A 26,870-nucleotide genomic window follows, 5' to 3' on the forward strand; every position below is an offset into this window, starting at 1 on the left:
AGCAGGTTATCGGTTCAAGTCCGATCATCAGCTCCATAAGTGGTGGAATTCCCGAGTGGCCAAAGGGGGCAGACTGTAAATCTGTTGTCGGACGACTTCGAAGGTTCGAATCCTTCTTCCACCACCATTTATAAAAATAAAATATTAAACACTGTGCTGGTGTGGCTCAATTGGCAGAGCAGCTGACTTGTAATCAGCAGGTTATCGGTTCAAGTCCGATCACCAGCTCCATATGTGGTGGAATTCCCGAGTGGCCAAAGGGGGCAGACTGTAAATCTGTTGTCGGACGACTTCGAAGGTTCGAATCCTTCTTCCACCACCAGCAAGAGACACTTGTTTAAAGTGTCTCTTTGTTTAAAATAATATTAAAGTTAAAACAGAATATTTAGTATTTATATACTCTTATCCAGAGAGGTGGAGGGAATAAGGCCCAATGAAACCCGGCAACCAGTGAGAAATCACTACGGTGCCAATTCCGGTAAAGAAAAAAATCTTTACAAGATGAGAGAAGATAAATTTAGTGTATAACTAGAATCTCTTCTTAATTCTAAAAGGATTTAAGAAGAGATTTTTTATTTAGTATAAAATATATTTTGAAAGCGCGCATTAAAATATATGAAATATTAAACATAAGGTTTAGATATTATTTTAAATATTGAATATAGTAATTTAAGAAAATATTTAGGGTTTTTCAACAAATAAAAAAATAATTTGAAAGGGGTGAATTAGCTATCCTAATTAATTTATAGGGTAGTTATATAAACATGAGAAGATTATTTACATCAGAGTCAGTTACAGAAGGACATCCAGATAAAATATGCGACCAAATCTCAGATGCAGTTTTAGATGCTATCTTTGAGAAAGATCCAAATGCAAGAGTTGCTTGTGAAACAGCCGTTACTACTGGATTAGTAATGGTTATGGGAGAAATAACAACAAATTGTTATGTTGATATCCCTAAAATAGCAAGAGAGACTATTAAAAATATAGGATATGATAGAGCTAAATATGGTTTCGACTGTGAAACTTGTTCAGTTATGACTACAATTGATGAACAATCATCAGACATAGCTATGGGAGTTGATGAGGCTTTAGAGTCAAGAGCAGGAGAAAAAATTGATATAGATGCTGTTGGAGCAGGAGATCAAGGGATGATGTTTGGTTTCGCTACTAACGAAACAGAAGAATTTATGCCAGCACCAATAGCTATGGCTCATAGATTATCAAGAAGATTAACAGAAGTAAGAAAGAACGGAACTTTACCTTACTTAAGACCAGATGGAAAAACTCAGGTTACTGTTGAGTATGAAGATAATAAACCTGTTAGAATTGATGCTATAGTAATATCAACTCAACATGGTCCAGACGTTTCCCAAGAACAAATTCAAAAAGATTTAATGGAGCATGTAATAAAGGCTGTTATTCCAGCTGAGTTATTAGATGAAAATACTAAATACTACATCAATCCAACAGGAAGATTCGTTATTGGAGGACCTCAAGGTGATGCTGGATTAACAGGAAGAAAAATAATAGTTGATACTTATGGTGGATATGGAAGACACGGTGGTGGTGCTTTCTCAGGAAAAGACCCAACTAAGGTTGACAGATCAGCAGCTTATGCAGCTAGATGGGTTGCTAAGAACTTAGTTGCTGCAGGTGTTGCAGATAAATTAGAGGTTCAAGTTGCATATGCAATCGGTGTTGCTAAGCCAGTATCAATAATAGTTGATACTTTTGGAACAGGAAAAATATCAGATAGTAAAATTGTTGATATAATAAATAAAGTATTTGATTTAAGACCAGGTGCTATAATAAGAGACTTAGATTTAAGAAGACCTATTTACAAGCAAACAGCTGCTTATGGACATTTTGGAAGAACAGATGTTGAACTTCCATGGGAAAACTTAAATAAAGTTGAAGAAATAAAGAAATATCTTTAATAAAAACAAAAACCAATTGAGATAAACTCAATTGGTTTTTGTTTTTTTTATTAAATTTAAACTAAAATAATTTAAATTTTTTTATATTGATATTATGCTTTATGAACAAGCTTTCCATTTACTATTACATATTTTATATTTATATCTTCATCGAAAAGAATTAAATCAGCATCATAACCTTCTTTAATTAATCCTTTTCTATCATCAACTTTACAGTGTCTAGCTCCATTGAAAGTAGCCATTTTTATAACTTCATAAAGTGGGTAGTTTGTGTTTTTAAATATATTTTTAACAGCTATATCTAAAGTTAATATAGAACCTGCTAATGAACCAGATAATAATCTAGCAGCTCCATTTTTAACTTCAACATCTTGACCACCTAAAGAATACATTCCATCAGGCATACAACAAGCCATCATAGCATCTGTTATTAATAATACTTTATCAGTACTTTTTTGTTTATAGGCAACTCTTAAACTAGGATATGATATATGAATTCCATCTGAAATTGTCTCAGTAGTTATATCTGTATCAAAAACAGCCCCTACAACCCCTGGTTCTCTGTGAGTAAATGGTGTCATAGCATTGAATAAGTGAGTAGCATGTGAGCATCCACACTTTATGCCTTCTATAGCTTCTTCATAAGTAGCTTTAGTATGTCCCATTGAAACTACTATTCCTTTTTCACTTAAGAATTTAATAAGTTCTTTAGCACCATCTATTTCTGGAGCAAGAGTTATTGAAACAACATCATTTTCATTTTCACCAACTAATTTATAGAAGTTTTCCTTTGTTGGAGCTATTAAGAAATCTGGATTTTGAGCTCCGATAGCCTTAGGACTTATAAATGGTCCTTCAAGATGAGCACCTAAAACGTTAGCTCCATCTGTGCCTTCATTTTTAGCTTTGTGTATAGCCTCCATTGACTTACATATATCGTCTGAAGCCACTGTCATTGTTGTTGGTAAGAATGAAGTAGTACCATGTTTAACTATAACCTTTGCAATTTCATTTATAGCTTCATAGGTACCATCCATAGTGTCATGTCCACCAGCACCATGTATATGAACATCTATAAATCCAGGAGCTAGATAAAGACCTTTTCCATCTATAATTTCACAATTAACTTCATTTTCAGGATTTATAGATTTAATCTTTCCATTTTCAACTAGTACATTTCCAGACTCAATTTTGTCTAAATATACTATGTTACAATTTTTTATTAACATACGAATCACCTTCCTCATTATTAATCTTAAGATTTTCATTTCACTAAGTCAATGGAATAAAGTTTATGATTTAAAATTAACAATTGTGATATAATTAATAGTAATAAACAAGTTAAGAGAAACCTTTTAGGAGGTAATATGGAAGAGTTAAATGGAATAGTTGAAAGTATAGTGTTTAAGAGTGTTGATACAGGCTATACTGTAATAAAATTTAGGGAAAATAACAATATTTATACGGCAGTTGGGGTGCTTCCTCAAGTTAGAGAAGGACAAAATTTAAAGATAAAAGGAAATTGGATTAATCACTCTCAATTTGGAAAACAATTTAAGGTTGAAGAGTGTGAGGAAATATTACCTACATCGGAGGCTGGAATAGAAAAATATTTAGCTTCAGGAATAATACACGGAATTGGTCCTGTTACAGCTAAGAAAATAGTAAAGAAGTTTGGAAAAGATACTTTAGATATATTAGATAATAATATTGAAAGATTAAAAGAGATAGAGGGAATTGGTAAGAAAAGGTTAGAAACCATAATTGAGTCCTATAGAGAGCAAAGTGAATTGAAAAATATAAGTATATTCTTACAAACTCATGGATTGAGTATAAATCAATGTTTGAAAATATATAAAAAATATGGGGCAAGTTCTGTAGAAACTGTAAAAAATAATCCTTATATATTATGCGATGAAATTTCAGGTATTGGATTTAAAACATCAGATAAAATAGCTAGAAGTTTAGGAATAGAGGTGGATTCACCTTTTAGAATACAAAGTGGTATAAGATATGTGATTAATGATTTTTGTGCTAATGGACATACTTTTATGCCTAAAGAAGAACTTTTAAATGAGGCTAGCAATGTTTTAACTGTTGATAAAAGTGTAATAGAGGAAAATATAAATAATGCGGCGTTAGATAGAAAGATAAAAGTAGAAAAGGTTCATGATAAGGAAGGAGTTTTTACAATTCCTAATTATTACTGTGAACTTGGAATTACAAATAGAATTTTAACTTTAGCAATTAGTAATTTTCAAGATATAAATGTAGATGTGGATCACTTAATAAGCCAGTTTGAGAGGAAAAATAAAATAACTTTTGCAACTTCACAGAAGGATGCAATAACTAGTGCTTTCCAAAATGGAATAGAAATAATAACAGGAGGGCCAGGAACAGGTAAGACTACTATAATTAAGTGTATAATTGAAATTTTTGAAACTTGTGGATTAAAGGTTTTACTAGGTGCACCTACAGGAAGGGCAGCTAAAAGAATGAGTGAATCCACTGGAAAAGAGGCTACTACAATTCATAGAATGCTTGATATGGGTGTTTTTGAAAAGGATGAGAGCCTATTTATGACTAATACAGAAGAAAATTCTTTAGAGGCTGATGTTATTATAATAGATGAGGCTTCTATGATAGATATAACTCTTATGAATGCTTTGTTAAAATCAATTAAAGTTGGAACTAGACTTATAATTGTTGGAGATGTGGATCAGCTTCCATCAGTTGGGTCAGGAAATGTGTTAAATGACTTTATTGAAAGTGGATTTACAAAGGTAGTTCGTTTAAAAGAGATTTTTAGACAGGGAAAAGAGAGCATGATTGTAATTAACGCTCACAAAATAAATAAGGGTGAAATGCCTAAATTAAATGAAAAAGGAACAGATTTCTTTTTTATTAAAAATGATATTCAAGAAGGAATTTTAAATACAGTAATAGATTTGATAAATACAAGGCTTCCTAAATTTAATTCAAAATGGGATAAATTAAGAAGTATTCAAGTATTAGTGCCTATGAAAAAAGGGGTTTTAGGTGTTACAAACTTAAATGAAAAAATTCAGAGTGTTTTAAATCCAAAGGCTAATTATAAGAAAGAAAAAGAATTTAGAAGCGTCATCTTTAGAGAAGGAGATAAGGTTATGCAGATTAAGAATAACTATTCTCTAAAATGGACTAGAATAGCTGGAAAAGGAGAACATGAAGGCTCTGGAGTATTTAATGGAGATATGGGATTTATTGAAAGTATAGACTTAGAGGGAAAGAAGATGTCTATAATTTTTGATGAGGAAAGAAAAGTAGTTTATGACTTTATGTATTTAGATGAATTAGATTTAGCTTATGCTATAACAATACACAAAAGCCAAGGAAGTGAATTCCCAGTTGTTATTATGCCAGCATATATGGGAGCACCACTTCTTATGAATAGGAATTTACTATATACAGGTATAACTAGGGCTAAGGAAATGGTTGTAGTCGTTGGAATACCTAAAGCATTAAAATATATGGTTGATAATACAAGAAGTATGAAGCGTTATTCTTCTTTAAATTGGAGAATAAAAGAAATAATATCTAATGATATTTTTGAGGAAGAGTAGTTTGGGAGGATTTTAATGTGAGTTTATATGGTAATAATTCTAAGATAATAAGTAGATATAGCAACATGTTAAGAAAATGGTATATAAAAAAAGAAAATAAGTTCATAAATTTAATTTGTGAACCATATCAAAACTTAGAGTTTGTTTATGATTTAGTAAAAGATTGCTTAAAAAATGGGGAAAAAGTTTTATATGTTGGAAAAAGTAAAAAAGTTTGTAGAGCTGATGTTGTAAATTCTATTAATTTTTATTTTTCTTCTTTTGAAAATATATTTAGAATTAGAGAAAAATTTGATTTAATAATATTTGATGATGTTAGTTTATATTCTAATAAGAATATTATGGAGTGCAATGAGGATTTAATATACTTAAAAAATTTGTGTGGAAAAATTATTATATGTTCAGTTGATAAGATATTTAATAATATTGATCACAAAGAAGTTTTAAATGAAAATAGAAAAACTCATTTTTTAGAACCAAGACTAATAACGACTAGGGTGAATCTTGAGAAAGCAATGCCTTATATTCTTTATGAGTATATAGAATGGTTTATTAGAGAGAAAAGGGTATTAGTTATATATGTTCCTAAGGAAATAAAGAAAGAATATGTTTATGATTATTATACTAAGGATTTAAAATTAGAAGATAAGGTAAGAATATTAAAAAGTAATAAAAATACATCTATTTTAAAAGTTATGGAAGAAAGTAATTATAGAAAAGAGGGGATTATTTATATTACTGATTCTTTACAGGATTACTTTGATTATGATCCTAAGTGTGATTTAATAATTTATTTTTTTAATAAAGAAATTGTAGATTATAAAAAAATAATTTTTGCTTGTGGATTATTAGGAAAAAATAAATACAAAAATAGAGAAGTAATATTACTAAGTAATGATGAAAATGAACAGATAGAAATAGCTAGGAGGTTAGCAAGAAGCTTTAATGAAACTTTATGGAGAGATATAGAGGGAGAATAGAAAATATTTTTCAATGCTTTTTAGAAGTAATTTATCCAAGAGAAGAAAAATGTTATGTGTGTAATAAAGAGGGTGGAAAAATAATATGTGACAAGTGTAATAGAAAGATTGATAGAGCTAATGATATTTTAGAGGTTGAAGGATGTAATCTTTATATATGTTCATATTATTCCTTTATTATAAAAGACCTTATATTAAGATTAAAATATAAAGGGGATTTTCATGCTGGGGAAATACTAGTTTTACTATTAGAAGAAAAAATTAAGAAAGAAAACTTAAACATAGATTATATAGCATATGTTCCTATAGCTAAGGATGCCATGAAGAAAAAAGAATTTAATCAGTGCGAATATTTAGCTAAAGAACTTGGGAAAAGATTAGATAAAAAAGTAGCTCAAGTTTTAAAAAAGAAAAATAAAGTTAAAGAACAGAAAACTTTAACTAAAGAAGAAAGAGATAAAAATGTAAGTGAAGCCTTTGAAATTATTGATTTAAAACTTTTAGAGGGAAAGAATATTTTGCTTTTAGATGATGTTATTACAACAGGTTCAACTTTGAAATATTGTACTCTAGAATTAAAAAAAATTAAAGATATTGAGATTTTTTTATTGACTATTGCAAAAAGTAATATATAATATTAATGTAGCTAGGTTTGTGGTTGAAAGTCGATGCCAGTCGCAGGCGAAACGATCCACGTAAGCTAAACAAAGTTTTAGTGAGCATGGTGCGGCTTAGAAGTAAGACCTACCAGTCAATAAAGACTGAGAGGGTTAGTAGTGAGAGGTTGAATCCGGGTAGCAAAAGCTCCAGTAGGCGAGTGTGGGGGCAAAAACCAGGTCAACTAGCTATAAAAAAAGACTATGATTCTCATAGTCTTTTTTTGTTTTTGTCAAATCTTATGTAATATAAATAACTTAAGAAAAAATAAGCTTAAATAAATAAGGAGTATATAATATATTAAAATTTTCAGTAAATTGTGATAATTTAAACTTGTATTTATAAGAGCAAAATAGTATAATTTAAACATAAATTAAAACCTTTACATTAGTTAGGTTATTTGTTTTTTTGAAAGGGGCTGAAAATATATGAAAGTAACAGTTCATGCTAAAAATATAGAATTAACAAATGCTTTAAAGGATTCAGTTGAAAAGAAAATATCCAAGTTAAGCAAGTATTTTGAACCAGGAGTTGAAGCAAAAGCCACTTTAAGCGTAGAAAAAAGTAAACAGATTATAGAGGTTATGATTCCTTTTAATGGCGTATTATTAAGAGGTGAAGAAGCTACTGACGATATGTATAAGTCAATAGACTTGGTTGAAGAAAAAATCGAAAGACAAATAAGAAAGCAAAAAACTAAATTAGCAAAGAAAAATAGATATGATTCATTAAGATTTTCTCATATAGAGTCATTAAATGATATAGATGAAGAAAAAGAATCAACAATAGTTAAAACTAAGAGATTTGATGTTAAACCTATGGGAGCAGAGGAAGCAGTTCTACAAATGGAATTAATCGGGCATGATTTCTTTGTATTCCAAGATGCAGAAACAAATCAGTTAAATGTGGTTTATAAAAGAAAAGACGGAAATTATGGTTTGATTGAACCTGGTTTAGATTAAGAATAAAATAGAATGATTTATAATAAAAAAGATGTGAATTTTATTCACATCTTTTATTTTATATAAAAGTTTTATCTAAATTATTACATTTATTGAAAACTTAATATTATAAATGTTATAATTGAGTAGTTATTATATAATAAAGTGAATTTTATTGTATAATTGAAGATAATACTATAAATTATATTAGTAAATGATTATAGAATAAGGTTAAATATAGAATTGAGGGATAAAATAATGGGATTATTAGAAAAAATATTTGGAAGTTATAGTGATAGAGAAGTTAAAAGAATAAGACCTGTTGTAGAAAAAATAAATTCTCTTGGTCCTGATATGAAGAAGTTGTCTGATGAAGAATTAAAGCAAAAGACTTTTGAATTTAAGGAAAGATATGCTAAGGGTGAAAGTTTAGATGATATGCTTCCAGAGGCTTTTGCTGTTTGTAGAGAGGCCTCAACTAGAGTTTTAGGAATGACACATTTTGATGAGCAATTAATTGGAGGAGTAGTTTTACACCAAGGTAGAATTGCAGAGATGAAAACTGGGGAAGGTAAAACATTGGTTGCTACATTACCAGTTTATTTAAATGCTATTGTTGGAAAGGGTGTTCATGTAATCACAGTGAATGACTACCTTGCAACAAGAGATAAAGAGGAAATGGGAAAATTATATAGTTTCTTAGGATTAAGCACAGGTGTTATAGTTCATGGTTTAACAAATGACCAAAGAAGAGAGGCTTATAATTCTGATATAACATATGGAACAAACAATGAATTTGGATTTGATTATTTAAGAGATAACATGGTTATCTATAAAGAAGAGAGAGTTCAAAGACCTCTAAATTACTGTATAGTGGATGAGGTTGACTCAATACTTATAGATGAAGCTAGAACACCTCTTATAATTTCAGGTGCAGGAAACAAGTCAACAGATCTTTACAAAATAGCTGACTTCTTTGTTAAGAAATTAAGAGAAGAGGAAGATTATACAATAGATGAGAAGGCACATGCTGCTATGCTTACTGATAAAGGGGTAGAAGAGGCAGAAAAAGCTTTCGGAATTGAAAACTATGCTGATGCTAATAATATGGAACTACAACATCACATTACTCAGGCATTAAAGGCTAACTATGTAATGAAAAGAGATAAGGACTACATGGTTAAAGGTGATGAAATCGCAATAGTTGATGAGTTTACAGGAAGACTTATGGAAGGTAGAAGATATTCAGATGGTCTTCACCAAGCTATTGAGGCTAAAGAGGGAGTTAAGGTTCAAAGAGAATCTAAAACTTTAGCAACAATAACATTCCAAAATTACTTTAGAATGTACACTAAATTAGCAGGTATGACAGGTACAGCCCTTACTGAGGAAAATGAGTTTAGAGAAATCTATGGATTAGACGTTGTCGTTGTTCCAACTCATAAACCAATACAAAGAGAAGACCATTCAGACTTAGTATTTAAAACTGCTAAAGGAAAATATAATGCCATATTAGATGAGATAATAGAAACACATAAAACTGGTCAGCCAGTTCTTGTTGGTACAACAAGTATAGAAAAATCAGAATATCTTTCATCTTTACTTAAGAGAAAAGGTGTTCCACACAAAGTATTAAATGCTAGATACCATGAACAAGAGGCTGAGATTGTATCTAAATCTGGTGAATTAGGAAACATAACAATTGCAACTAATATGGCAGGTAGAGGTACTGATATTAAACTTGGAGAAGGTGTTTTAGAAGTTGGTGGTTTAAAAATCATAGGTACTGAAAGACATGAGTCAAGAAGAATAGATAACCAGTTAAGAGGACGTTCTGGTCGTCAAGGAGATAAGGGTAATTCAAGATTCTATATCTCTTTAGAAGATGATTTAATGAGAATATTTGGTTCAGAAAAACTTCAATCAGTAGTTGATAGACTAGGCTTAGAAGAAACAGAAGCTATTGAAAGTAAAATGGTTAGTAAGTCAATAGAGAATGCTCAAAAGAAAGTTGAAGGAAATAACTTTGATATAAGAAAAACATTGTTAGGATATGATGATGTTATGAACAAACAAAGAGAAGTTATTTATAAACAAAGATCACAAGTTTTAGAAGGTGAAAACTTAGAAGATAGCGTTCAATCTATGATTGAGGATGTTATAGGTGGAGCTGTTCAAAATCACTTAAGTAATATTGATGAAGATGATTTTGAAAAAGAACTTGGAGATTTAATAAAATATTTAGAGGATATAGTTTTACCTCACGGAAAATTCACAGTTGAAGATTTAAAAACTTCATCAGATGAAGAAATAACTAGAAAATTCATTGAGTGTGCTAGAGATGTTTACAAAGAGAAAGAAGAGACTGTTGGCTCAGAACAAATGAGAGAAATAGAAAGAGTTATTATATTAAGAGTTGTTGATACTAAGTGGATGGATCATATAGATGATATGGATCATTTAAAACAAGGTATTGGATTAAGAGCTTACAAACAACAAGATCCAACTCAAGCATATCAAATGGAAGGTAGTGCAATGTTTGATGAAATGATACAAAACATTAAATTAGACACTGTAAAATACTTATTCCATGTTCAAGTTGAGGTTGATAAGCCTCAAAGAGAAAGAGTAGTTCAAGAAACTGGAGCTAGCCATGGTGGAGATTCACAAGAGGTTAAGAAAAAGCCAGTTAAAAAAGAACCTAAAGTAGGAAGAAATGACTTATGTCCATGTGGAAGTGGTAAGAAATATAAATCTTGTTGTGGAAGAGAAGTTGTTTAATTTTAATAAACTTTAATCTAAATTAAAATATTAATTAGTTTTTATATAAGGGGTGGTTTTAAAACCACCTTTTATTTTAAAATGCTCAGTGTTTACACTTTATTAAGTTAAGTAAGTTTTATATATTATTTAAAAGCATACTATTTTAAATAAATTTATTGACTTATTCTATTTAAAGATAAAAGAAGATGATATACTCTATAGTATAAATATATAATTAATGATAGGGGTGAAGTTTTTATGATTATGGAACTTGAAAATCAATTAAGCAAGTTACATGAGCTAAAAAATAATTTAAAGGAAATGGGGGCTTCACTTTGACTTACCATCTTTAGAGAAAAAAAGTGCAGAATTTGAATTAAAGATGCAAGAGACTGGATTTTGGGATGATGTTAAAAAAGCACAGGAAGTAACCCAGGAAGCTAAGTTATTAAAAGACAAAATAGATAATTTTAAAAATTTAAATTCTAGAATAGAAGATTTAGAAGTTTTAAAAGAACTTATGGAAGATGATGACATGGAAACAGCAAAGGAAATCATAAGTGAGGTTAAAGCTTTAAGTAAAGAAGTGGAGATTTTAAAGATAGAGACAATTCTTTCAGGTGAGTATGATAGAAATGATGCTATTTTAACATTGCATACAGGTGTTGGTGGAAGTGATGCTAATGACTGGACGGAAATGCTTTTAAGAATGTACACAAGATGGTGTGAGAAAAAAGGATATTCCTTAGAAACACTAGATTATTTACCAGGTGATGAGGCTGGAGTAAAGAGTGTTACTTTGAAAGTTAAAGGTGAATTTGCATATGGATATTTAAAAGCTGAGAAAGGAATTCATAGATTAGTTAGAATTTCTCCTTTCAATGCAAATGGAAAAAGACAGACTTCCTTTGCCTCTGTTGAAGTTTTGCCAGAGCTTACTAAGGAACAGGATATTGATATCAATCCTGTTGATTTAAGAATAGATACCTATAGGGCAGGTGGTGCTGGTGGCCAGCATGTAAATAAAACAGAGTCTGCAGTTAGAATAACTCATATTCCTACAGGAATTGTTGTTCAGTGTCAAAATGAGAGAAGCCAATTTTCTAATAGAGATACTGCTATGGGGATGTTAAAATCTAAGCTTATTGAATTAAAAGAAAGAGCTCATAAGGAAAAAATAGAGGATTTAACTGGAGAATTAAAAGATATGGGATGGGGAAGTCAGATAAGAAGTTATGTATTTCATCCATATTCAATGGTTAAAGATCATAGAACAAATGTTGAAACTTCAAATGTAAGTGGAGTTATGGATGGAGATATAGATAGCTTCATAATAGCCTACTTAAATTCATAAAAATAAGCTATATAAAAACTAAAATAGACTTTTAAAATATACTTTAAGAATTACTAGATTTTCATAAGAATTTATAGTTATTACTTTGAATGGATTATTAAAGCTTTGAAACTATTTTCGTGTTAAACAGTTTAAGCTTTTTAAGGTAATCCATTCTACCTAATAATTTAAACTCTAAAGCTCATCTAGATATTTTCTTAATATTATTTAAATGGCTTATTAAGTTTTTTATATAGCTTATATTTTTTATAGTTTAATTTTTAATACTAGAGTGATTGAAAGTAATATTATAAGCAGTACTAGTACTTTGGTATCTAAAAGGAATAAACCTGATGAGAGGTATGAACTTTGAAAAATTTCACTCCATACAACTGAAAAGCTTCTATCTATTGCTGTTTTGCTAATAAAATCTACGGTATCTTCTGGTGTGTGAATTCTACTTATATCACCATCATTTATTGTTATGGAGTCAAATCCTTCTTTTATAAAACTAGCATGATCTGAGGAATCTTTTTTTTCAATTATATTAGTTATTTTTTTCTTATCACATATTTCACATAATCTATCTAATAATTTACTATGAATACACTGATTTTCACCACTCATAAAGGTAAGAGGAACGTTTTTATCACTACCAATCATATCAAAGTTTATGACAGTTCCATTCTTTAAATCATCTTTATATTTAGATGCAAAATCCTTTGAACCAAGTAATCCAAATTCCTCTGCATTTAGAGAAACTATTAATATATCTCTAGATGGAGGAGGAAGAGAGGCTAAAAATGAGGATAGTTCTAATAAAAATGCAGAGCCAGAAGCATTATCTAAGGCACCTCTATATATTTCTCCTGAAATACCTTTTCCCATATGATCAAAGTGAGCTGTCAATATTAATGGAGGAAGAAAAGGATTTTTACCTTTTATTACGCCAGCTACATTATTAACTTTTTTTTCTTGCACTTCATATGGAAGAAAACAATCTATTTTATAACCTTTATTTAAATATGTTTCAATTTCTTCTATTAAACTAGGAGCTACCAATACATATAAATCGCAGGGAGTATCTGCTGTAAAGGAACTTCTAAAATTAAAGGAATCCATGGGTGTTGAAAGAAAAACTATGTTTTCATTAGATGAAGAGGTTCCTTTTATTATGGAGTCCATTTTTTTAAAGCCAGTTTCTTTAGAAAAACTTATGTTATTAACTCTAAAATTTATGAATGCTTCTTTAAAATCAACTCCATACTTATAAGAATGTACTATGTTATTATTTTCATCAAATACATTTAAAAAAGGTGTTCCGTCTATTGGTATTGGAGCTTTTATATTGAATGAGTGAAGATATTTAGAGTTGAATTTATTTATATGACTCTCCTTAAAAGACTTTTCTATATAATCTTGAGCTAGATAATTTCCAGTATTACCAGAAAGCCTTCCTTCAAGTTCATCTGATGTTAAATATTTTATGTTTTCTAAAACCTGTTCTCTTTCAAAAGGGTCAAATTTACTTCTGAAAATAAGGGAAAAATGTACCATTAAAATCAAGGAGCAAAGCATAACATTTATAATTGCTATGTATATCTTTTTCATAAAAATCCTCCACATATATTACTTTATAATTAAAGGTATGAAATAAAAAATATGTTTATTCAAAAAAATACCAATATTCTTGAATTAAAAATTGGAAGTAATATAATAATAAATATGTAGAGTATAGGAGGAAGTTATGAATAATATAAACGAGATTTTATCAAAAGAACTTGGTATTTCATTAAAGCAAGTAAATAGTGTTATAGAAATGTTAGATGAGGGGAATACAGTTCCTTTTATAGCAAGATATAGAAAAGAGATAACTGGTGGATTAACAGATGAGGTTTTAAGAAAGTTTTTTGAAAGATTAACTTACTTAAGAAACTTACAAACTAGAAAAGAAGACGTTTTAAGAATTATTGAAGAACAGGAAAAATTAACACCAGAATTAAAAGTAAAAATAGAAAAAGCAACTACGCTTACAGAGGTTGAAGATATATATAGACCATTTAAGGCTAAGAAGAGAACAAGGGCTACAATGGCTGTGGAAAGAGGATTAAAACCATTGGCTGAAATCATATTATCAGGAAAATTTTCTGGAGATATTGAAGAGGAAGCTAGTAAATACATAAACGAAGAAAAGGGAGTTAAAATTTCTGAGGAAGCTTTACAAGGTGCTATGGATATAATTAGTGAGATTATATCAGATAATGCTGATTATAGAAAATGGATAAGAGGCTTAGTTCAAAGAGAGGGAATTTTAGTTGTGAAAGGTGGAAGTGATGAACAAACACCTTATGAAATGTACTATGATTACCAAGAGCCAGTTAGAACTATGCCATCACATAGAATTCTAGCAGTAAATAGAGGAGAAAAGGAAAAAGTTCTTTCAGTTAAGATAACATGCAATGAGGATAAAATAATAGATTTCTTAAATAATAGAGTTTTAAAAGGTAATAAAATTACTGATAAATACTTAGAGGAAAGTGTTAGAGATTCATTAAAGAGACTTGTTTATCCTTCTATAGAAAGAGAAATAAGAAGTGAATTAACAAACAAAGGAGAAGAAGGGGCAATTGATATATTCAAAGCTAATTTAAAAGCTTTATTAATGCAATCTCCAATAAAAGGTAAGGTTGTAATGGGATATGACCCTGGATTTAAAACTGGATGCAAGGTTGCAATCTTAGATGAAACAGGAAAATTTGTTTGTAATACAACAGTTTATCCAACAGCTCCTCAAAATAAAATTGATGAAACAATAGAAATATTAAAATCTCTTATTAAAAAATATGGAGTAGAAGTTATTTCTTTAGGAAATGGAACGGCCTCTAGAGAATCAGAAGAAGTGATTGCAAGAATGCTTAAAGAAATAAAGGATGAAACAGGAAAAGAATTATTCTATGTTGTGGTTTCAGAGGCTGGTGCATCAGTTTACTCAGCATCAGAACTTGCAAATAAGGAATATCCTAATTTAGATGTTACAGTAAGAGGGGCTATTTCTATAGGAAGAAGACTTCAAGACCCACTAGCTGAGCTTGTTAAAATTGATCCTAAGGCAATTGGAGTAGGACAATATCAACATGATGTAACTCAAAAGAAATTAGATGAGTCTTTAAAAGGGGTAGTTGAAGATTGTGTTAATAATGTTGGAGTAGATTTAAATATAGCAACACCAGCCTTATTAAATTATATTTCAGGAATAAATGCTTCAATTGCTAAAAATATTGTTGAATATAGAGAGGAAAATGGTAAGTTTAAAAGAAGAAAAGAACTTTTAAAAGTTAAAAGATTAGGACAAAAAGTATATGAACAATGTGCAGGATTTTTAAGAGTAATGGAAAGTGATGAAGCTTTAGATAATACCTCTGTTCACCCAGAATCATATGGTGTTGCTAAAAATCTTATAAAAATATTAGGTTACTCAGAAGAGGATTTGAAAAATGGAAGATTAGAGGATATTGATGAAAGAGTAAAATCTAAAGGAATAAGTAACTTATCAAAAGAATTAGAAGTTGGAGAGCCAACGTTAAATGATATAGTTAAAGAAATTAAGAAGCCAGGAAGAGATCCAAGAGAAGAGTTACCTAAACCAATATTTAAGTCTGGTGTAATTGAAATGAAGGATTTAAAACCTGGAATGATATTAATGGGAACAGTTAGAAATGTATCTGATTTTGGGGCTTTTGTTGATATAGGAGTACACCAAGATGGATTAGTTCATAAGAGCCAAATGGCAGATAGATTTGTAAAACATCCACTGGATGTGGTTAAGGTTGGAGATATTGTTGAAGTTAGAATTTTAGATGTGGATTTAAAAAGAAAAAGAATATCTCTATCAATGAAAAAAGAAGGTTAGTGGGTTTGTTTTAAATGTAAAAAAAAAGAAAGCTTTTATTTAAAGTGTTGAAATTGTTTAAAAAATAAGTTAAAATTATAACAAGCAAGTAAAAAAATAAATAAAGTCTTCAGGGCGGGGTGTAAGTCCCCACCGGCGGTAAAGCCCGCGAGCTAATTTTAGCATGATTCGGTGAAATTCCGAGGCCGACAGTATAGTCTGGATGAAAGAAGAGAAGTTTTTAATGATTTAAATTCTGAATTTATATGCCTTGATATGTTTAAGTTCGTATCAGGGCTTTTATATTTTGAAATAAGTCATTAAAGACTTAAAGCCCCAGAGAAATTAACTTTTGGGAGGGGACAAAATGAAAACCAAAACTTTAAACACAAACAAATTTATCAAACTATCACTTTTATCTGCAATTGCAGTAGTACTTATGTATGTTGATTTTCCAGTGATACCTATTTTTCCTTGGCTTAAAATTGACTTAAGTGATATGCCAGCTTTAATGGGAGCCTTTGCTTTTGGACCTTTATCAGGAATAATAATAGAATTTATGAAAAACTTATTAATATTATTAGTAAAAGGAACTGGTACTGGATTTGTTGGAGAACTTGCAAATTTCTTAGTTGGAATAGCTTTAGTATGGCCAGCAGCAATGATTTATAAGAAAAATAAAACCAAGAAAACTGCAATATTAGGAATGATAGTTGGAACAATTTCTATGGAAGTATTAGGAATATTAGCTAATGTATATATTCTTCTTCCGGCTTTTGGTATGAATATGTCAAAAGCAGAATTAATGAAGTATGTAACAGTTGGATTACTTCCTTTCAATGGAATAAAAGGAATTTTAGTATGTTTAACAACTTACCTTTTATATAAAAAGGTCTCTGTTTCAGTGTTTAAAGTTGAACCTATGTTAGACAGACCAATGAAAGAAAAATTAGGATAATAAACAAAAAATAGGCTAGAAATTCTAGCCTATTTTTTTAACAATTAAATATTATGTCTCCACATTATTATTGCATTTTCTTTTGGATTATCATAAAAGTTTTTTCTTAATCCTTCTTCTTTAAATTCATGTTTTTTATAAAGATTTTGAGCTTTAATATTTGATTCTCTTACTTCTAGAGTAAGGGAATTTATCTTATTTTCTTTGCATAAAGAAATAAGATTATTCATTAGTAAATTCCCAATTCCTTGTTTTCTATAATTAGGATGAACAGCAATATTTGTTATATCACCCTCATCAAAGACAATCCACATTCCAACAAAACCAACAACATTATCTCCATCTAAAGCAACAAGGTATTTTGCTAGCTTATTTGAAAGTTCTTTTTCTATAGATTCCTTATTCCAAGTTTCTTTAAGACTTAATTTACTTACTTCAAAAACACCTTCTACGTAAGAAGAATTCATAAGCTCTATTTTATATGAACTCATTATTTTAATCTCATTCTTTCTTCATATTCTCTTTCTGCCTGAGATTTTCTAAGATAAACAGGAGCATATGTATTTAAATCGTGAGTAACTCCTTTTTCCAATAATCTTAATCCTAATTCTCCAACTGAAGCTGCTCTTGGGAAGGCTGAGTGGCTAGGTGCAAAGAAACATTTTGGAAGTGCTTCTTTTAAAGCTTCACTGTGTTTTGATATTCCATCACCAACAAAGATTACAGGTTCATTTTTTTCTTTAATTTTTTCTATTAATTCAGTCAATGAAATACATTCTTTTTCATTTAAAGAAATAAGTTCTTTTCCTTCTTTTTTATAAAGAGAAGTATAGACATTTCCTCTAAGGGCATCTATTATTGGACAAATTATTCCATTAAAACCTGATATATTATAAGCTAAGGCATCTAAAGATGAAACACATACTGATGGTTTCTGACTTCCAAAGCTTAGTCCTTTTATTGTGGCCATTCCAATTCTAAGGCCAGTGAATGAACCAGGACCTTCACTAACAACAAAGCCATCTAAATCCTTAATTTTTAAGTTGTTATATTTAAGTAAATCATCTATTATATCCATTAATAAAACTGAATGTTGTTTTTTATCATTTAAACATATTTCTCCTAAAAGTCCTTTATCACTTACTAAGGCACAAGTTGCAGTGCTTGAAGAAGAATCAACACTTAATACTAACATAATTTTATCTCCTTTATGTAGTTATATCTATCACCAAATCCATTTATAGTAATTTTTCTAAAGTTTTCACCCATTTTAGGTAATTTTTCTATTTTAATATGTATATATTCTTCTGGGATAAGCTCTTCTATGTAGTTTGCCCACTCAATTAAGCTAACTCCTTCTCCAAATATATACTCATCAAATCCTATGGCTTCTATTTCATCAGGGTCATTTACTCTATACACATCAAAATGATAAAGAGTAAGCCTTCCGCTGTGATATTCATTTACTATATTAAAAGTTGGACTAGTTATATGATCAGTAATATCTAATCCTTCTGCTATTCCTTTACTTATGTGAGTTTTTCCAGTTCCTAGGTCTCCAGTTAAACAAAGAATATCTCCTTTATTTACAAGTGAACCAATTTGTCTTCCTATATTCATAGTTTTTTCTACGCTATCTACTATAAATTCCATATTTATCTCCTTTCTAAATAACACTCTTTAACCATTCTATCCAAATTTAAAGAAAAAGAAAAGGTATTAGGGAATTAAGCTTATATTTAAAATTTTATTTTATGAAATTTAATAAAAAGAGTTGGGATAAAATTAATATAATATCAAGATTTAGAGTTTAAAACATATTCTATTTAATAGGTTGGTAAATTTTAAAAGCTATATAATTAAGAAGAAATAAGAGAATATAATAGTTAGTATGAAGTTTATAAATTGGGAGATTGGGTGATTTTATATGTTAGTTAAGTCAGTTATGACAAAGAGAGAAAATTTAAATTTAGTAAATTCTAAAACTTTACTTAAAGATGCATTAAAGATTATGGAGGATAATAAATTTTTATCAATTCCTGTAGTTGATATTGATGAATTTAAGGGGTCTATTTCAAAAAGTGCAATATATGAGTATTATTTTAAAAATAATATTGGAAAAGATGACTTATTAAATAATATTACTGTTGATGAAATAATAGAAAAAGAAATTCCTATAATATATAAGGAAGAAAACATAGAAACTGCTGTTTCAATGCTTGAAAAAATGAGAATATCATTTGTTGCTGTTGTTGATGAGTTTGGAGATTTTAGAGGAATATTAACTCATAAAGCAGTATTTAAGGAGTTTACAAATGCTTTTGGATTAAATAAAGGAAAAAGGATAGTTATAAGATCTTATGATGTTCCAGGGCAATTATCAAAAATAACTAAAATAATTTCTCAAGAAGAGGGAGATCTTTTAAGTGTGGTAATTGTGGATACTAAAACTTTGACCAATGTTAAAGAAGTCATAGTAAGAGTTGAAAATGGAGATATTGAAACAATAAAAAGAAAATTAAAAGAAGCTGGATTTAAAGTGGCATAATTTTTAGAAGTCAGAGAATTATATAGATTACAATAATTTTAGAGTAAATAAGTAGTTGAGTACTTAAATATTTAATAGTAGTTTTATTAAATAATGTATTGTTATTAGTATTATAATAATTGAGATTTATATAAAAATTTTGTTTTAAAATAAATTTTTATATAAAAAAGTCTTGCGTTAATTTAAATTTTAATATATAATAAGTTCTGTGTTCAGGGGTATGGCTCAATTGGTAGAGTAGTGGTCTCCAAAACCATTGGTTGTGGGTTCGAGTCCTACTGCCCCTGCCAAATTAACACAAAAACATAATACTAACACAATATAGGGGTATGGCTCAATTGGTAGAGTAGTGGTCTCCAAAACCATTGGTTGTGGGTTCAAGTCCTACTGCCCCTGCCAAAATCAGTGAAGAAATTCACTGATTTTTTTTGGTTAAAAATAAGTATAATATTTATAGATTGAGGGCATAAAACCTCGTTGCTTTAAGCCTTAGGATGCAAGTCAATTACTTTAGTTTTTGGTCTTGTATATATTTTTTGATTTTTAGGTTTTTAAAGCGTAATAAAAAATTAATTGTAGTGGTGATTGAGATGAGGAAAATAAATTTAAATATTTTAAATGAAAACGTTAAGAAAAATAAAAATGATTTAAGTGAAACTAAAATAACTATTTTAGGAACTTCAGATATTCATGGTAGATTTCTTCCTTGGGATTATGCTTCAGACACAGAAGACAAGGAAGGTAGTTTATCTCAAATATCAACTATTGTTAAAGAGGAGAAAAGAAAAAACAAAAATATAATACTTATAGATGCAGGAGATTGTATACAAGATAACTTTGTTGAAATATTCAATAAAGGACCAAAGCAACCTATGATTTTAGGTATGAATAATATTGGGTATGATATTTGGGAAATGGGAAATCATGAGTTTAATTTTGGATTAGATATATTAAAACATGTAACTTGCAAATTTAATGGGAAAGTTTTAGGAGGAAACATATATAACTATGATGGAACAAGATATATGGATGGTTATACCATAATAGAAAGAAATGATGTGAAAATAGGGATTATAGGAATGGATACTCCTATAATAAGTAAATTTGAAAAGCATGAAAATATAAAAGGTATTGAATTTAGAAATCCAGTTTTGGAAACACAAAAAATAATAAAAGAACTAAATGGAAAAGTTGATGCAATAATAGGTGTTATGCATATGGGAATTAATAATGAAAATGCTATTTCTAATACTGGAGTTTCTGATATTGCTAATAACTGCAAAGAACTTACTGCAATTATAGCAGGGCATATGCATAAGGTAGAAAATGAAATTATAAATGGAGTTTTAGTAATGGAACCTGGTAAATACGGGAGAGAAGTTTCGAAAATAGAATTAACATTTAAAAAAGAAAATGAAAAAAATATATTAAAAAATAGAAAAGGGGAAAATATTAAGGTAGCTAATAGGGAGTCTGATAAAGAAATTGAAAATCTTTTAAAGCCATTTCATGAAGAATTGAGAAAAAATGCTAATATCATTATTGGAAAGCTTGAAGGAGTTAACATGGTTTGTGAAGACTACATAAAAGGAATACCAACTATACATATAGAAGACACTCCTTTAATTGATTTCTTTCATGAAGTAGCAAAATATTATAGTAAGGCAGATGTCATTGCATTAGCAATAGATAATGATAGGGCTAAATTAGATCTTGGAGATATAAAGAATAAAGATATAGCTTATAACTACAGATATACTGGAGGAGAAATTAGTGTTTATGAGGTAACAGGAAAAGATTTGAAAAAATATATGGAATGGGCAGCAGGATATTTTAACACCTTAAAAGAGGGCGATATAACTCCAAGTTTTAATCCTAATAGAAGATCTTCAAAATACAGCACTAATGATATGTTTGGTGGAGTAACTTATAATATTGATTTAAGAGAAAAAGAAGGAAATAGAATAAAAAATCTTAAGTATAAGTATGGAAGAGAAGTTAAAGATTCAGATGTTTTAAAACTAGGAATGAATTCATATAGATTAAATCAATTAAAAGGAAAAGGCAAAATATTTGAAGGAAAAAATTTTAAAAAGATATGGAATTCTAAAAGTGAGTATGGTGAAGAAGAAGGAACAATAAGAAATCTTGCCATAGATTATATTAAAAATGTTAAGCATGGAATAATAAACTCAAAAAAACAAAATAATTGGTCTTTAATTGGAATTTATCCTAATTCAGAAAAATATAAAAAGGTAAGAGATTTAGTTAACTCAGGCAAATTAAAAATACCTTCATCAGAAGATGGTAAGTACACTAATTTAGTTTCAATAAATGAAAAAAATTTAGGGTAATAATATCAATAGGTTCTGTTTTAAACTAGTGTTGATTTTAGCTATTCCTTCAGACCTACTTAATTTCGCAGAGAGTTTCTAATTGAATATTCTAGAATAATAGCTAAAGCGAAGAAACTCCCAAAGGTCAAACAACTTCGCTTCTTAACGCTATTATTCCTCCATATTCAATGAAACTCTAAACTGCTTATTAAGATGGTCAAAAAGTTCTATCTAAAATCAACACTCTATTAAAACTGAGCCTATGAATAAAAAATCTTTTGGAAAATAAAAGAAAATAAACCATTGGTTTCATAGATTTATAATCTGAATTTTGGTTAATATAATAGTGTAAGCAAGAGATAAACAAATTTCAAAGCTTACTAAATTACCAAGGCCAAAGGAGGAATTTAAAATGTCAAAATCATTAGTACCAGAAGCAAAGAATGGATTAAGTAAATTCAAAACAGAGGTAGCTAGAGAGCTAGGAGTTCCATTTAGTGATTACAATGGAGACTTAAGTTCAAGACAATGTGGTTCCGTTGGTGGTGAAATGGTAAAAAGAATGGTAGAAGCATACGAAAGCCAAATAAAATAAAAACCTTTCGCTAATTATTCAACGGAAAAGATTCATATTAAAGTAGGAGGAAATTAAAATGATAGTTGAAACAGTCATAATTAATAGAATCCTACAGAGTGATTCTAAAGAGATAATAAAGGAAGAAATGTAATGGCGGATAATCCACCAAAGCATTAAGATTATACTTCTACCAAAAAGGGACTACATATAGGATGTTTTACATCTTATATGTGGTCTTTTTTTTTGATTTTACCTATGATAGAATTAGAATTAATTGGAATAAGTAGGGAGAGATTTTTTTGAAAAATGTGAGAATATTACATTTAAGTGATGTGCATTTTGATACTCCTTTTAGAGAATTGCCTAAGGAAATTGCAATTTTAAGAAGGAATGAAATAAGAGAATGTTTTAGTAGAATAATAGATAAAGCTATAGAGAAAAAAGTTGATTTGATACTTTTAGCTGGAGATATTTTTGATAATGATACAGTAGAAAAGAATACTCTCGTTTTTATAAAAAAACAAATGGAAAAAGCAAATTTACATAATATAAAAATATTTATATCTACGGGAAATCATGATCCTTATAATCAAAAGTCTTTTTACAATATGATTAAATGGAGTGAAAATGTGCATATTTTTAAAACTACAATGGAAAGATTGGTTTTAGATGAATTAGGAGTGGTTGTTTATGGACAATCATTTAAAGATAAGTATCAGAGAGAATCTATGTTAAAAGATTTTAAACCTAATTGTGAAGATGATGATTTAGTGAGAATAATGCTTCTTCATGGAGAGATTAAAGATGGTGAAAATAGTGAATATAATAAAATTTCATTAAATGAAATTGAAAAAAGTGGTATGGATTATATTGCTTTAGGGCACATACATAGATTTTCAGGTATAAATAAGATTGGAAACACAACATATGCATATTCAGGATGTCCAGAGGGAAGAGGTTTTGATGAACTGGGTAAAAAAGGAGTAATCATAGGTGAACTTTCTAAAGGTGCTTCTGAACTGAATTTTATGAAGATGAATAAAAGAGAATATATTATTAAAGAAGTTGATATAAGTGACTTTGAAACTAAGGAAGATATAATAGATGAGTTACTAACTATTCCTAGAGAGAAGAGAATGAGAAATCTTTTTAAAATCAAGTTAAAGGGAAGAGTTAAAGAATATTTTAACTTAGATTTATCTCTCTTAGAAAATACACTTAAAGAAGAGTTTTTTTATTTTAAAATAATTGATGAAACTAAACCATTTCTTAATACTGATGAATTAAGAAATGAATATTCAATGAGAGGAATTTTTTGCTCATTAATGAAAGATGCTTTTCATGAAAAAGAATATGAAGATGAAATACTAGAAATGGCTTTTAAAATCGGGATGGAAAGTCTTTTAGATGGAGAAGTGAATTTGGATGAGGATTAAGAAGCTTAATATAAAATCCTTTGGAAAGTTAGAAAATAAAGAGTTAGAACTTGAAGAGGGATTTAATATAATTTATGGAGAGAATGAAAGTGGTAAAAGTACCATTCAATCCTTTATTAAAGCCATGTTATATGGTGTTGATGGTAAAAAAGGAAAGAAGAGATTAAAAGATAGAGTTAAATATACTCCTATTGGAAAAGGAGAGTTTTCAGGTGAATTATTAATAGAGGATGAAGGAAAAGAGATATTAATAGATAGAACCTTTGGAAAAAGTAAAAAACTTGATAGTGGTAAGGTTTTTGATAATTTAACTGGAGAAGAGATTTTAGAATATAACTTAGAAAATATAGGTAAAGATATTTTAGGAATATCTAGTGAAGAGTTTAAAAATACATTATATATTAGTCAATTAGGATGTAAAATAGAGAATTCTAAGGAAGATGAGATATTAAATAGAATAATGAATATTTTAGAAAGCGGAGAAGATGAAGTTTCATATAAGAAGATAAAAACTAATCTTGAGGAAGCTAAAAAGAAAATAAGTAACACTAGAAAAAGTGGACAACTAGATAAACTTAAAAATATAGAAAGTAAACTTTTAGAAGAAAGATTTAAAAGGGAAAAAATTCATGAAGAAAATATAGAGGATGAATTAAAACTTTTAAATTTAAAAGAAGAAAGAGAAAATATTAATGAGCTTATTAAAAATTTAGAAGTTTATAAAGATGTTTTAAAGAAGAGAGAATTAGAAAAGGAAGTTAAAAACTTAAGGGAATATTTAAATAAAAAAGAAGAGCTTATAAAAAAGAAAGAACTTTTAGAAAAAGAAATAGGCTCCTTTGATTCTATTGAAAAGATTAATGAAATAAAAGATGAAATTGGAAAGATTGAAGATTTAAAGCTTTCTTTAAGTGAAAAAGAAGCTGAATATGAAAAACTAAATTTATTATTAGAAGAAAAAAAAGAAGCCTTAAAAAGATATGGTATTTTAAATGAACTTCCATCAAATGTTGAGCCTAAAATAATTGAGTTAATACTTGAAGAAAGTAATCTTAAAGAAAAATATAAAAGTATAGAAGATATTAAAAATGAAGTATTTATGCTAAAAGAAAAGAGAGATGATTTCTTAAGTCACTTAAATACTTTAAATCTTACTAATGAAAAAGTCAAAGAGATAGAAGAAGATTTGAAACTATATGAAATAAAAAGTAAAGAAGATACTGAAATTATTGGTCTTGAAGAAATGTTGGAAGACTTTTCAAAGAAAGAATCTAGAATTTCCTTAAAGATAAGATTATTTAGGGTATTACAAGGATTCTTATTAATAGGTGAGGGGATTACTTTATTTACTTATGTAAAGGATGAAAATATATTTAAACTAGCAACCTTAATATTCATAATGCTTATTTTACTATATACTTTAGCTAAAAATAAGTATTATAAAAAACAATTAATTGAACTTGAAAAAGAAGTTAAAGAAGTAGAAAAAATAAATAATACTGAAGAAGAAGTTAAGCTTTTAAAGGATAAAATTAATGGATACAAAACTTTACTTAAAGCTAAAAATAGAAAAGAAATTTTAGAAACATTAGAAGATTATAAATTTGTTAATAGAGAATTAGACTTAGTTTCTGTAGAAATAAAGGCTAAAGAGGATAATCTACTACTTCTAAAAGAAAATTATGTAAAAGAAAAACTCATTGATAATCAAAAATTTATAGGGAAATTATTAAGAGTTACAAGAAAAGAATCATTAGAAGAGATTCTTGAAAGTTTAAAAGAGAAAAGTGAAGAGGATAAGAGTATAAAGATACTTAATGAAAAGATAGATGAAGTTAAAATTAGAATAGATGAATCTGTAGAAGAAATTATTAGACTTGAAAATAAAATTAAATATTTATCTAGGGAAACAATTTTAGAAAATGTGAAATTAAGTTCTTTAAATAAAAATTTAGATGAAATACTTAATAAAATTAAGGAGAAAAATGAAGTCAAATTAAAACTTGAAAATATAGAAGAGAGTTATAATCTTTTACTAAAAGGAAGAAATATAGAAGATTTAGAAAGAAAAATATCTAATAATTTAAGAAGTCATATAGAAATTGATTTCTCTGACGAAGAAGAAATATTAAGTAAGATAAAACTTAAAAATAAAGAATTATTAGAAAAAGAAAAAGAGATTAAAGATGTTGAATACTTAATAAAAGAGAGGGAAGCCTCAAGTAGAAGTTTATTTATTATAGATGGAGAACTTTACGAAACTAGAGAAAAAATTAAGAGTTTAAGCAAAAAAGAAAAGGCTATAGATATTACTTTGATTTATATGGAAAAAGCATTTAAAAAACTTCAAAAAAGTTTTGGCCCTGTTATAAATAAAAAGGTTTGTGAGGTTTTTGGAAAAGTAACAGGTGAGAGGTATAAGGATTTAAGGGTTTCTGAGGATTATAACTTATCTGTTAGAAATCTTGAAAATAATAGTATAATGGATAGCTCATATCTTAGTACTGGAACTTATGATCAAATTTATCTAGCTCTTAGATTAGGAATAATTGATATAATATTTGAGGATAAAAAGGTTCCAATAATTTTAGACGAAAGTCTTGCAAGTTATGATAATAAAAGATTAGAGAGAATGCTTGAAACATTATATGAAAAATCTAAGAAAGATCAAGTCATACTGTTTACATGCAATAAAAGAGAAATTAATATTTTAAAGGGAAGAGAAGGGGTTAATATATTAACTTTAAATTAGGATGTTAGTATAAAAATAAATATTACTTTAAAGGAAGCTAAATAGGTTAAAGGAAAGGTTTATCTTTAATGTATTTAGCTTTTTATTATGGAAGTTTTTTTATATTTATTGACAATAATAGAAAAGTAATATAAATTATAAAGTATAATAATGCAAAT

General features: G+C 28.5%; 19 protein-coding genes, 5 tRNA genes and 2 riboswitches. Of the genes, 19 read left to right on the top strand and 5 right to left on the bottom strand.

The window, feature by feature from the left end; genetic code table 11:
* Positions 1–41 precede the first annotated feature (41 nt).
* The 4 genes from Q1K13_RS06370 to metK all read left to right on the top strand — a co-directional run bounded on the left by Q1K13_RS06370 (position 42) and on the right by metK (position 1,940).
* Positions 42–127, top strand: a tRNA-Tyr gene (locus Q1K13_RS06370).
* A gap of 28 nt (positions 128–155) precedes the next feature.
* Positions 156–231, top strand: a tRNA-Thr gene (locus Q1K13_RS06375).
* Between the two features lie 5 nt (positions 232–236).
* Positions 237–322 (top strand) — tRNA-Tyr (locus tag Q1K13_RS06380).
* 77 nt (positions 323–399) lie between these two features.
* A riboswitch (SAM riboswitch) is annotated at positions 400–508 on the top strand.
* Positions 509–764: 256 nt separating this feature from the next.
* Entirely contained in the window at positions 765–1,940 is a 1,176-nt protein-coding gene (gene metK, locus Q1K13_RS06385; RefSeq protein WP_300348595.1) for a methionine adenosyltransferase, read from the top strand.
* Positions 1,941–2,032: 92 nt separating this feature from the next.
* Here the strand turns inward: metK and nagA are convergent, their stop codons facing one another.
* Positions 2,033–3,169, bottom strand: coding sequence for an N-acetylglucosamine-6-phosphate deacetylase (gene nagA, locus Q1K13_RS06390; RefSeq protein WP_300348597.1), 1,137 nt, complete (start codon positions 3,167–3,169; stop codon positions 2,033–2,035).
* 138 nt (positions 3,170–3,307) lie between these two features.
* On the opposite strand from nagA, the gene recD2 reads away from it, so the two are divergent.
* The 6 genes from recD2 to prfB all read left to right on the top strand — a co-directional run bounded on the left by recD2 (position 3,308) and on the right by prfB (position 12,237).
* Entirely contained in the window at positions 3,308–5,542 is a 2,235-nt protein-coding gene (recD2, locus tag Q1K13_RS06395; RefSeq protein WP_300348598.1) for an SF1B family DNA helicase RecD2, read from the top strand.
* A 17-nt stretch (positions 5,543–5,559) separates the two neighbouring features.
* Positions 5,560–6,522: a hypothetical protein gene (locus Q1K13_RS06400; RefSeq protein ID WP_300348600.1), complete on the top strand. Its 963-nt coding sequence runs from the start codon at positions 5,560–5,562 to the stop codon at positions 6,520–6,522.
* Entirely contained in the window at positions 6,498–7,157 is a 660-nt protein-coding gene (locus Q1K13_RS06405; protein WP_300348602.1) for a ComF family protein, read from the top strand. The genes Q1K13_RS06400 and Q1K13_RS06405 overlap by 25 nt, the downstream gene beginning before the upstream one ends.
* 450 nt (positions 7,158–7,607) lie before the next feature.
* Positions 7,608–8,141 (top strand): ribosome hibernation-promoting factor, HPF/YfiA family, encoded by a 534-nt coding sequence (gene hpf, locus Q1K13_RS06410; protein ID WP_300348604.1) that lies wholly within the window; start codon positions 7,608–7,610, stop codon positions 8,139–8,141.
* A gap of 237 nt (positions 8,142–8,378) precedes the next feature.
* Positions 8,379–10,901 carry a preprotein translocase subunit SecA gene (gene secA / locus Q1K13_RS06415; protein ID WP_300348607.1) on the top strand — a complete coding sequence of 841 codons (2,523 nt, stop codon included), beginning with the start codon at positions 8,379–8,381 and terminating at the stop codon, positions 10,899–10,901.
* Between the two features lie 240 nt (positions 10,902–11,141).
* Positions 11,142–12,237, top strand: a protein-coding gene (prfB, locus tag Q1K13_RS06420; protein WP_300348609.1) for a peptide chain release factor 2 whose coding sequence is annotated in 2 segments (ribosomal slippage) — positions 11,142–11,219 and positions 11,221–12,237 — 1,095 coding nt in all. Because the reading frame shifts where the segments join, the coding sequence is not laid out codon by codon here.
* A 246-nt stretch (positions 12,238–12,483) separates the two neighbouring features.
* On the opposite strand, the gene Q1K13_RS06425 is transcribed toward prfB, so the two are convergent.
* On the bottom strand, positions 12,484–13,827 hold the full coding sequence (locus Q1K13_RS06425) for a M28 family metallopeptidase (RefSeq protein ID WP_300348611.1): 1,344 nt from the start codon (positions 13,825–13,827) through the stop codon (positions 12,484–12,486).
* A 136-nt stretch (positions 13,828–13,963) separates the two neighbouring features.
* Here Q1K13_RS06425 and tex point away from each other — a divergent pair, with 136 nt between their 5' ends.
* Positions 13,964–16,126 (top strand): RNA-binding transcriptional accessory protein Tex, encoded by a 2,163-nt coding sequence (tex, locus tag Q1K13_RS06430; protein ID WP_300348612.1) that lies wholly within the window; start codon positions 13,964–13,966, stop codon positions 16,124–16,126.
* A 101-nt stretch (positions 16,127–16,227) separates the two neighbouring features.
* Positions 16,228–16,344, top strand: a riboswitch (FMN riboswitch).
* A 128-nt stretch (positions 16,345–16,472) separates the two neighbouring features.
* Entirely contained in the window at positions 16,473–17,063 is a 591-nt protein-coding gene (locus tag Q1K13_RS06435; protein WP_300348614.1) for an ECF transporter S component, read from the top strand.
* 44 nt (positions 17,064–17,107) lie between these two features.
* Here Q1K13_RS06435 and rimI read toward each other — a convergent pair whose 3' ends face one another.
* The 3 genes from rimI to tsaE are packed head-to-tail and all read right to left on the bottom strand — an operon-like array spanning position 17,108 to position 18,716.
* A complete protein-coding gene (gene rimI, locus Q1K13_RS06440) occupies positions 17,108–17,554 on the bottom strand; it encodes a ribosomal protein S18-alanine N-acetyltransferase (protein ID WP_300348617.1) in 447 nt (148 codons plus the stop codon).
* Positions 17,554–18,258: a tRNA (adenosine(37)-N6)-threonylcarbamoyltransferase complex dimerization subunit type 1 TsaB gene (gene tsaB, locus Q1K13_RS06445; RefSeq protein WP_300348619.1), complete on the bottom strand. Its 705-nt coding sequence runs from the start codon at positions 18,256–18,258 to the stop codon at positions 17,554–17,556. The genes rimI and tsaB overlap by 1 nt, the downstream gene beginning before the upstream one ends.
* On the bottom strand, positions 18,252–18,716 hold the full coding sequence (gene tsaE, locus Q1K13_RS06450; RefSeq protein WP_300348621.1) for a tRNA (adenosine(37)-N6)-threonylcarbamoyltransferase complex ATPase subunit type 1 TsaE: 465 nt from the start codon (positions 18,714–18,716) through the stop codon (positions 18,252–18,254). The genes tsaB and tsaE overlap by 7 nt, the downstream gene beginning before the upstream one ends.
* Before the next feature lie 274 nt (positions 18,717–18,990).
* Here tsaE and Q1K13_RS06455 point away from each other — a divergent pair, with 274 nt between their 5' ends.
* The 7 genes from Q1K13_RS06455 (at position 18,991) to Q1K13_RS06485 (ending at position 26,712) form a co-directional block, all read left to right on the top strand.
* Positions 18,991–19,611: a CBS domain-containing protein gene (locus tag Q1K13_RS06455; RefSeq protein ID WP_300348623.1), complete on the top strand. Its 621-nt coding sequence runs from the start codon at positions 18,991–18,993 to the stop codon at positions 19,609–19,611.
* 214 nt (positions 19,612–19,825) lie between these two features.
* Positions 19,826–19,901, top strand: a tRNA-Trp gene (locus Q1K13_RS06460).
* A gap of 33 nt (positions 19,902–19,934) precedes the next feature.
* A tRNA-Trp gene (locus Q1K13_RS06465) sits at positions 19,935–20,010 on the top strand.
* 191 nt (positions 20,011–20,201) lie between these two features.
* The gene (locus Q1K13_RS06470) at positions 20,202–21,965 is read left to right on the top strand and encodes a bifunctional metallophosphatase/5'-nucleotidase (RefSeq protein WP_300348625.1); all 1,764 of its coding nucleotides are present in this window, start codon (positions 20,202–20,204) and stop codon (positions 21,963–21,965) included.
* A gap of 394 nt (positions 21,966–22,359) precedes the next feature.
* The gene (locus Q1K13_RS06475) at positions 22,360–22,542 is read left to right on the top strand and encodes an alpha/beta-type small acid-soluble spore protein (RefSeq protein WP_300348627.1); all 183 of its coding nucleotides are present in this window, start codon (positions 22,360–22,362) and stop codon (positions 22,540–22,542) included.
* Positions 22,543–22,832: 290 nt separating this feature from the next.
* On the top strand, positions 22,833–23,960 hold the full coding sequence (locus Q1K13_RS06480) for a metallophosphoesterase family protein (RefSeq protein ID WP_300348681.1): 1,128 nt from the start codon (positions 22,833–22,835) through the stop codon (positions 23,958–23,960).
* The gene (locus Q1K13_RS06485; RefSeq protein WP_300348630.1) at positions 23,950–26,712 is read left to right on the top strand and encodes an AAA family ATPase; all 2,763 of its coding nucleotides are present in this window, start codon (positions 23,950–23,952) and stop codon (positions 26,710–26,712) included. Before Q1K13_RS06480 ends, Q1K13_RS06485 begins: the two co-directional genes overlap by 11 nt.
* Positions 26,713–26,870 lie beyond the last annotated feature (158 nt).

This window comes from Clostridium sp. (assembly GCF_029267215.1).
Classification (GTDB): domain Bacteria; phylum Bacillota; class Clostridia; order Clostridiales; family Clostridiaceae; genus Sarcina.

What these genes read in the sequence shown, in the direction of transcription:
- metK (WP_300348595.1), top strand. Translation starts at nt 765, where the DNA reads ATGAGAAGATTATTTACATCAGAGTCAGTTACAGAAGGACATCCAGAT.
- Q1K13_RS06475 (WP_300348627.1), top strand. Translation starts at nt 22,360, where the DNA reads ATGTCAAAATCATTAGTACCAGAAGCAAAGAATGGATTAAGTAAATTC.
- secA (WP_300348607.1), top strand. Translation starts at nt 8,379, where the DNA reads ATGGGATTATTAGAAAAAATATTTGGAAGTTATAGTGATAGAGAAGTT.
- tex (WP_300348612.1), top strand. Translation starts at nt 13,964, where the DNA reads ATGAATAATATAAACGAGATTTTATCAAAAGAACTTGGTATTTCATTA.
- Q1K13_RS06485 (WP_300348630.1), top strand. Translation starts at nt 23,950, where the DNA reads ATGAGGATTAAGAAGCTTAATATAAAATCCTTTGGAAAGTTAGAAAAT.
- tsaE (WP_300348621.1), bottom strand. Translation starts at nt 18,716, where the DNA reads ATGGAATTTATAGTAGATAGCGTAGAAAAAACTATGAATATAGGAAGA.
- rimI (WP_300348617.1), bottom strand. Translation starts at nt 17,554, where the DNA reads ATGAGTTCATATAAAATAGAGCTTATGAATTCTTCTTACGTAGAAGGT.
- Q1K13_RS06425 (WP_300348611.1), bottom strand. Translation starts at nt 13,827, where the DNA reads ATGAAAAAGATATACATAGCAATTATAAATGTTATGCTTTGCTCCTTG.
- tsaB (WP_300348619.1), bottom strand. Translation starts at nt 18,258, where the DNA reads ATGTTAGTATTAAGTGTTGATTCTTCTTCAAGCACTGCAACTTGTGCC.
- Q1K13_RS06455 (WP_300348623.1), top strand. Translation starts at nt 18,991, where the DNA reads ATGTTAGTTAAGTCAGTTATGACAAAGAGAGAAAATTTAAATTTAGTA.
- hpf (WP_300348604.1), top strand. Translation starts at nt 7,608, where the DNA reads ATGAAAGTAACAGTTCATGCTAAAAATATAGAATTAACAAATGCTTTA.
- nagA (WP_300348597.1), bottom strand. Translation starts at nt 3,169, where the DNA reads ATGTTAATAAAAAATTGTAACATAGTATATTTAGACAAAATTGAGTCT.
- recD2 (WP_300348598.1), top strand. Translation starts at nt 3,308, where the DNA reads ATGGAAGAGTTAAATGGAATAGTTGAAAGTATAGTGTTTAAGAGTGTT.
- Q1K13_RS06405 (WP_300348602.1), top strand. Translation starts at nt 6,498, where the DNA reads ATGGAGAGATATAGAGGGAGAATAGAAAATATTTTTCAATGCTTTTTA.
- Q1K13_RS06435 (WP_300348614.1), top strand. Translation starts at nt 16,473, where the DNA reads ATGAAAACCAAAACTTTAAACACAAACAAATTTATCAAACTATCACTT.
- Q1K13_RS06470 (WP_300348625.1), top strand. Translation starts at nt 20,202, where the DNA reads ATGAGGAAAATAAATTTAAATATTTTAAATGAAAACGTTAAGAAAAAT.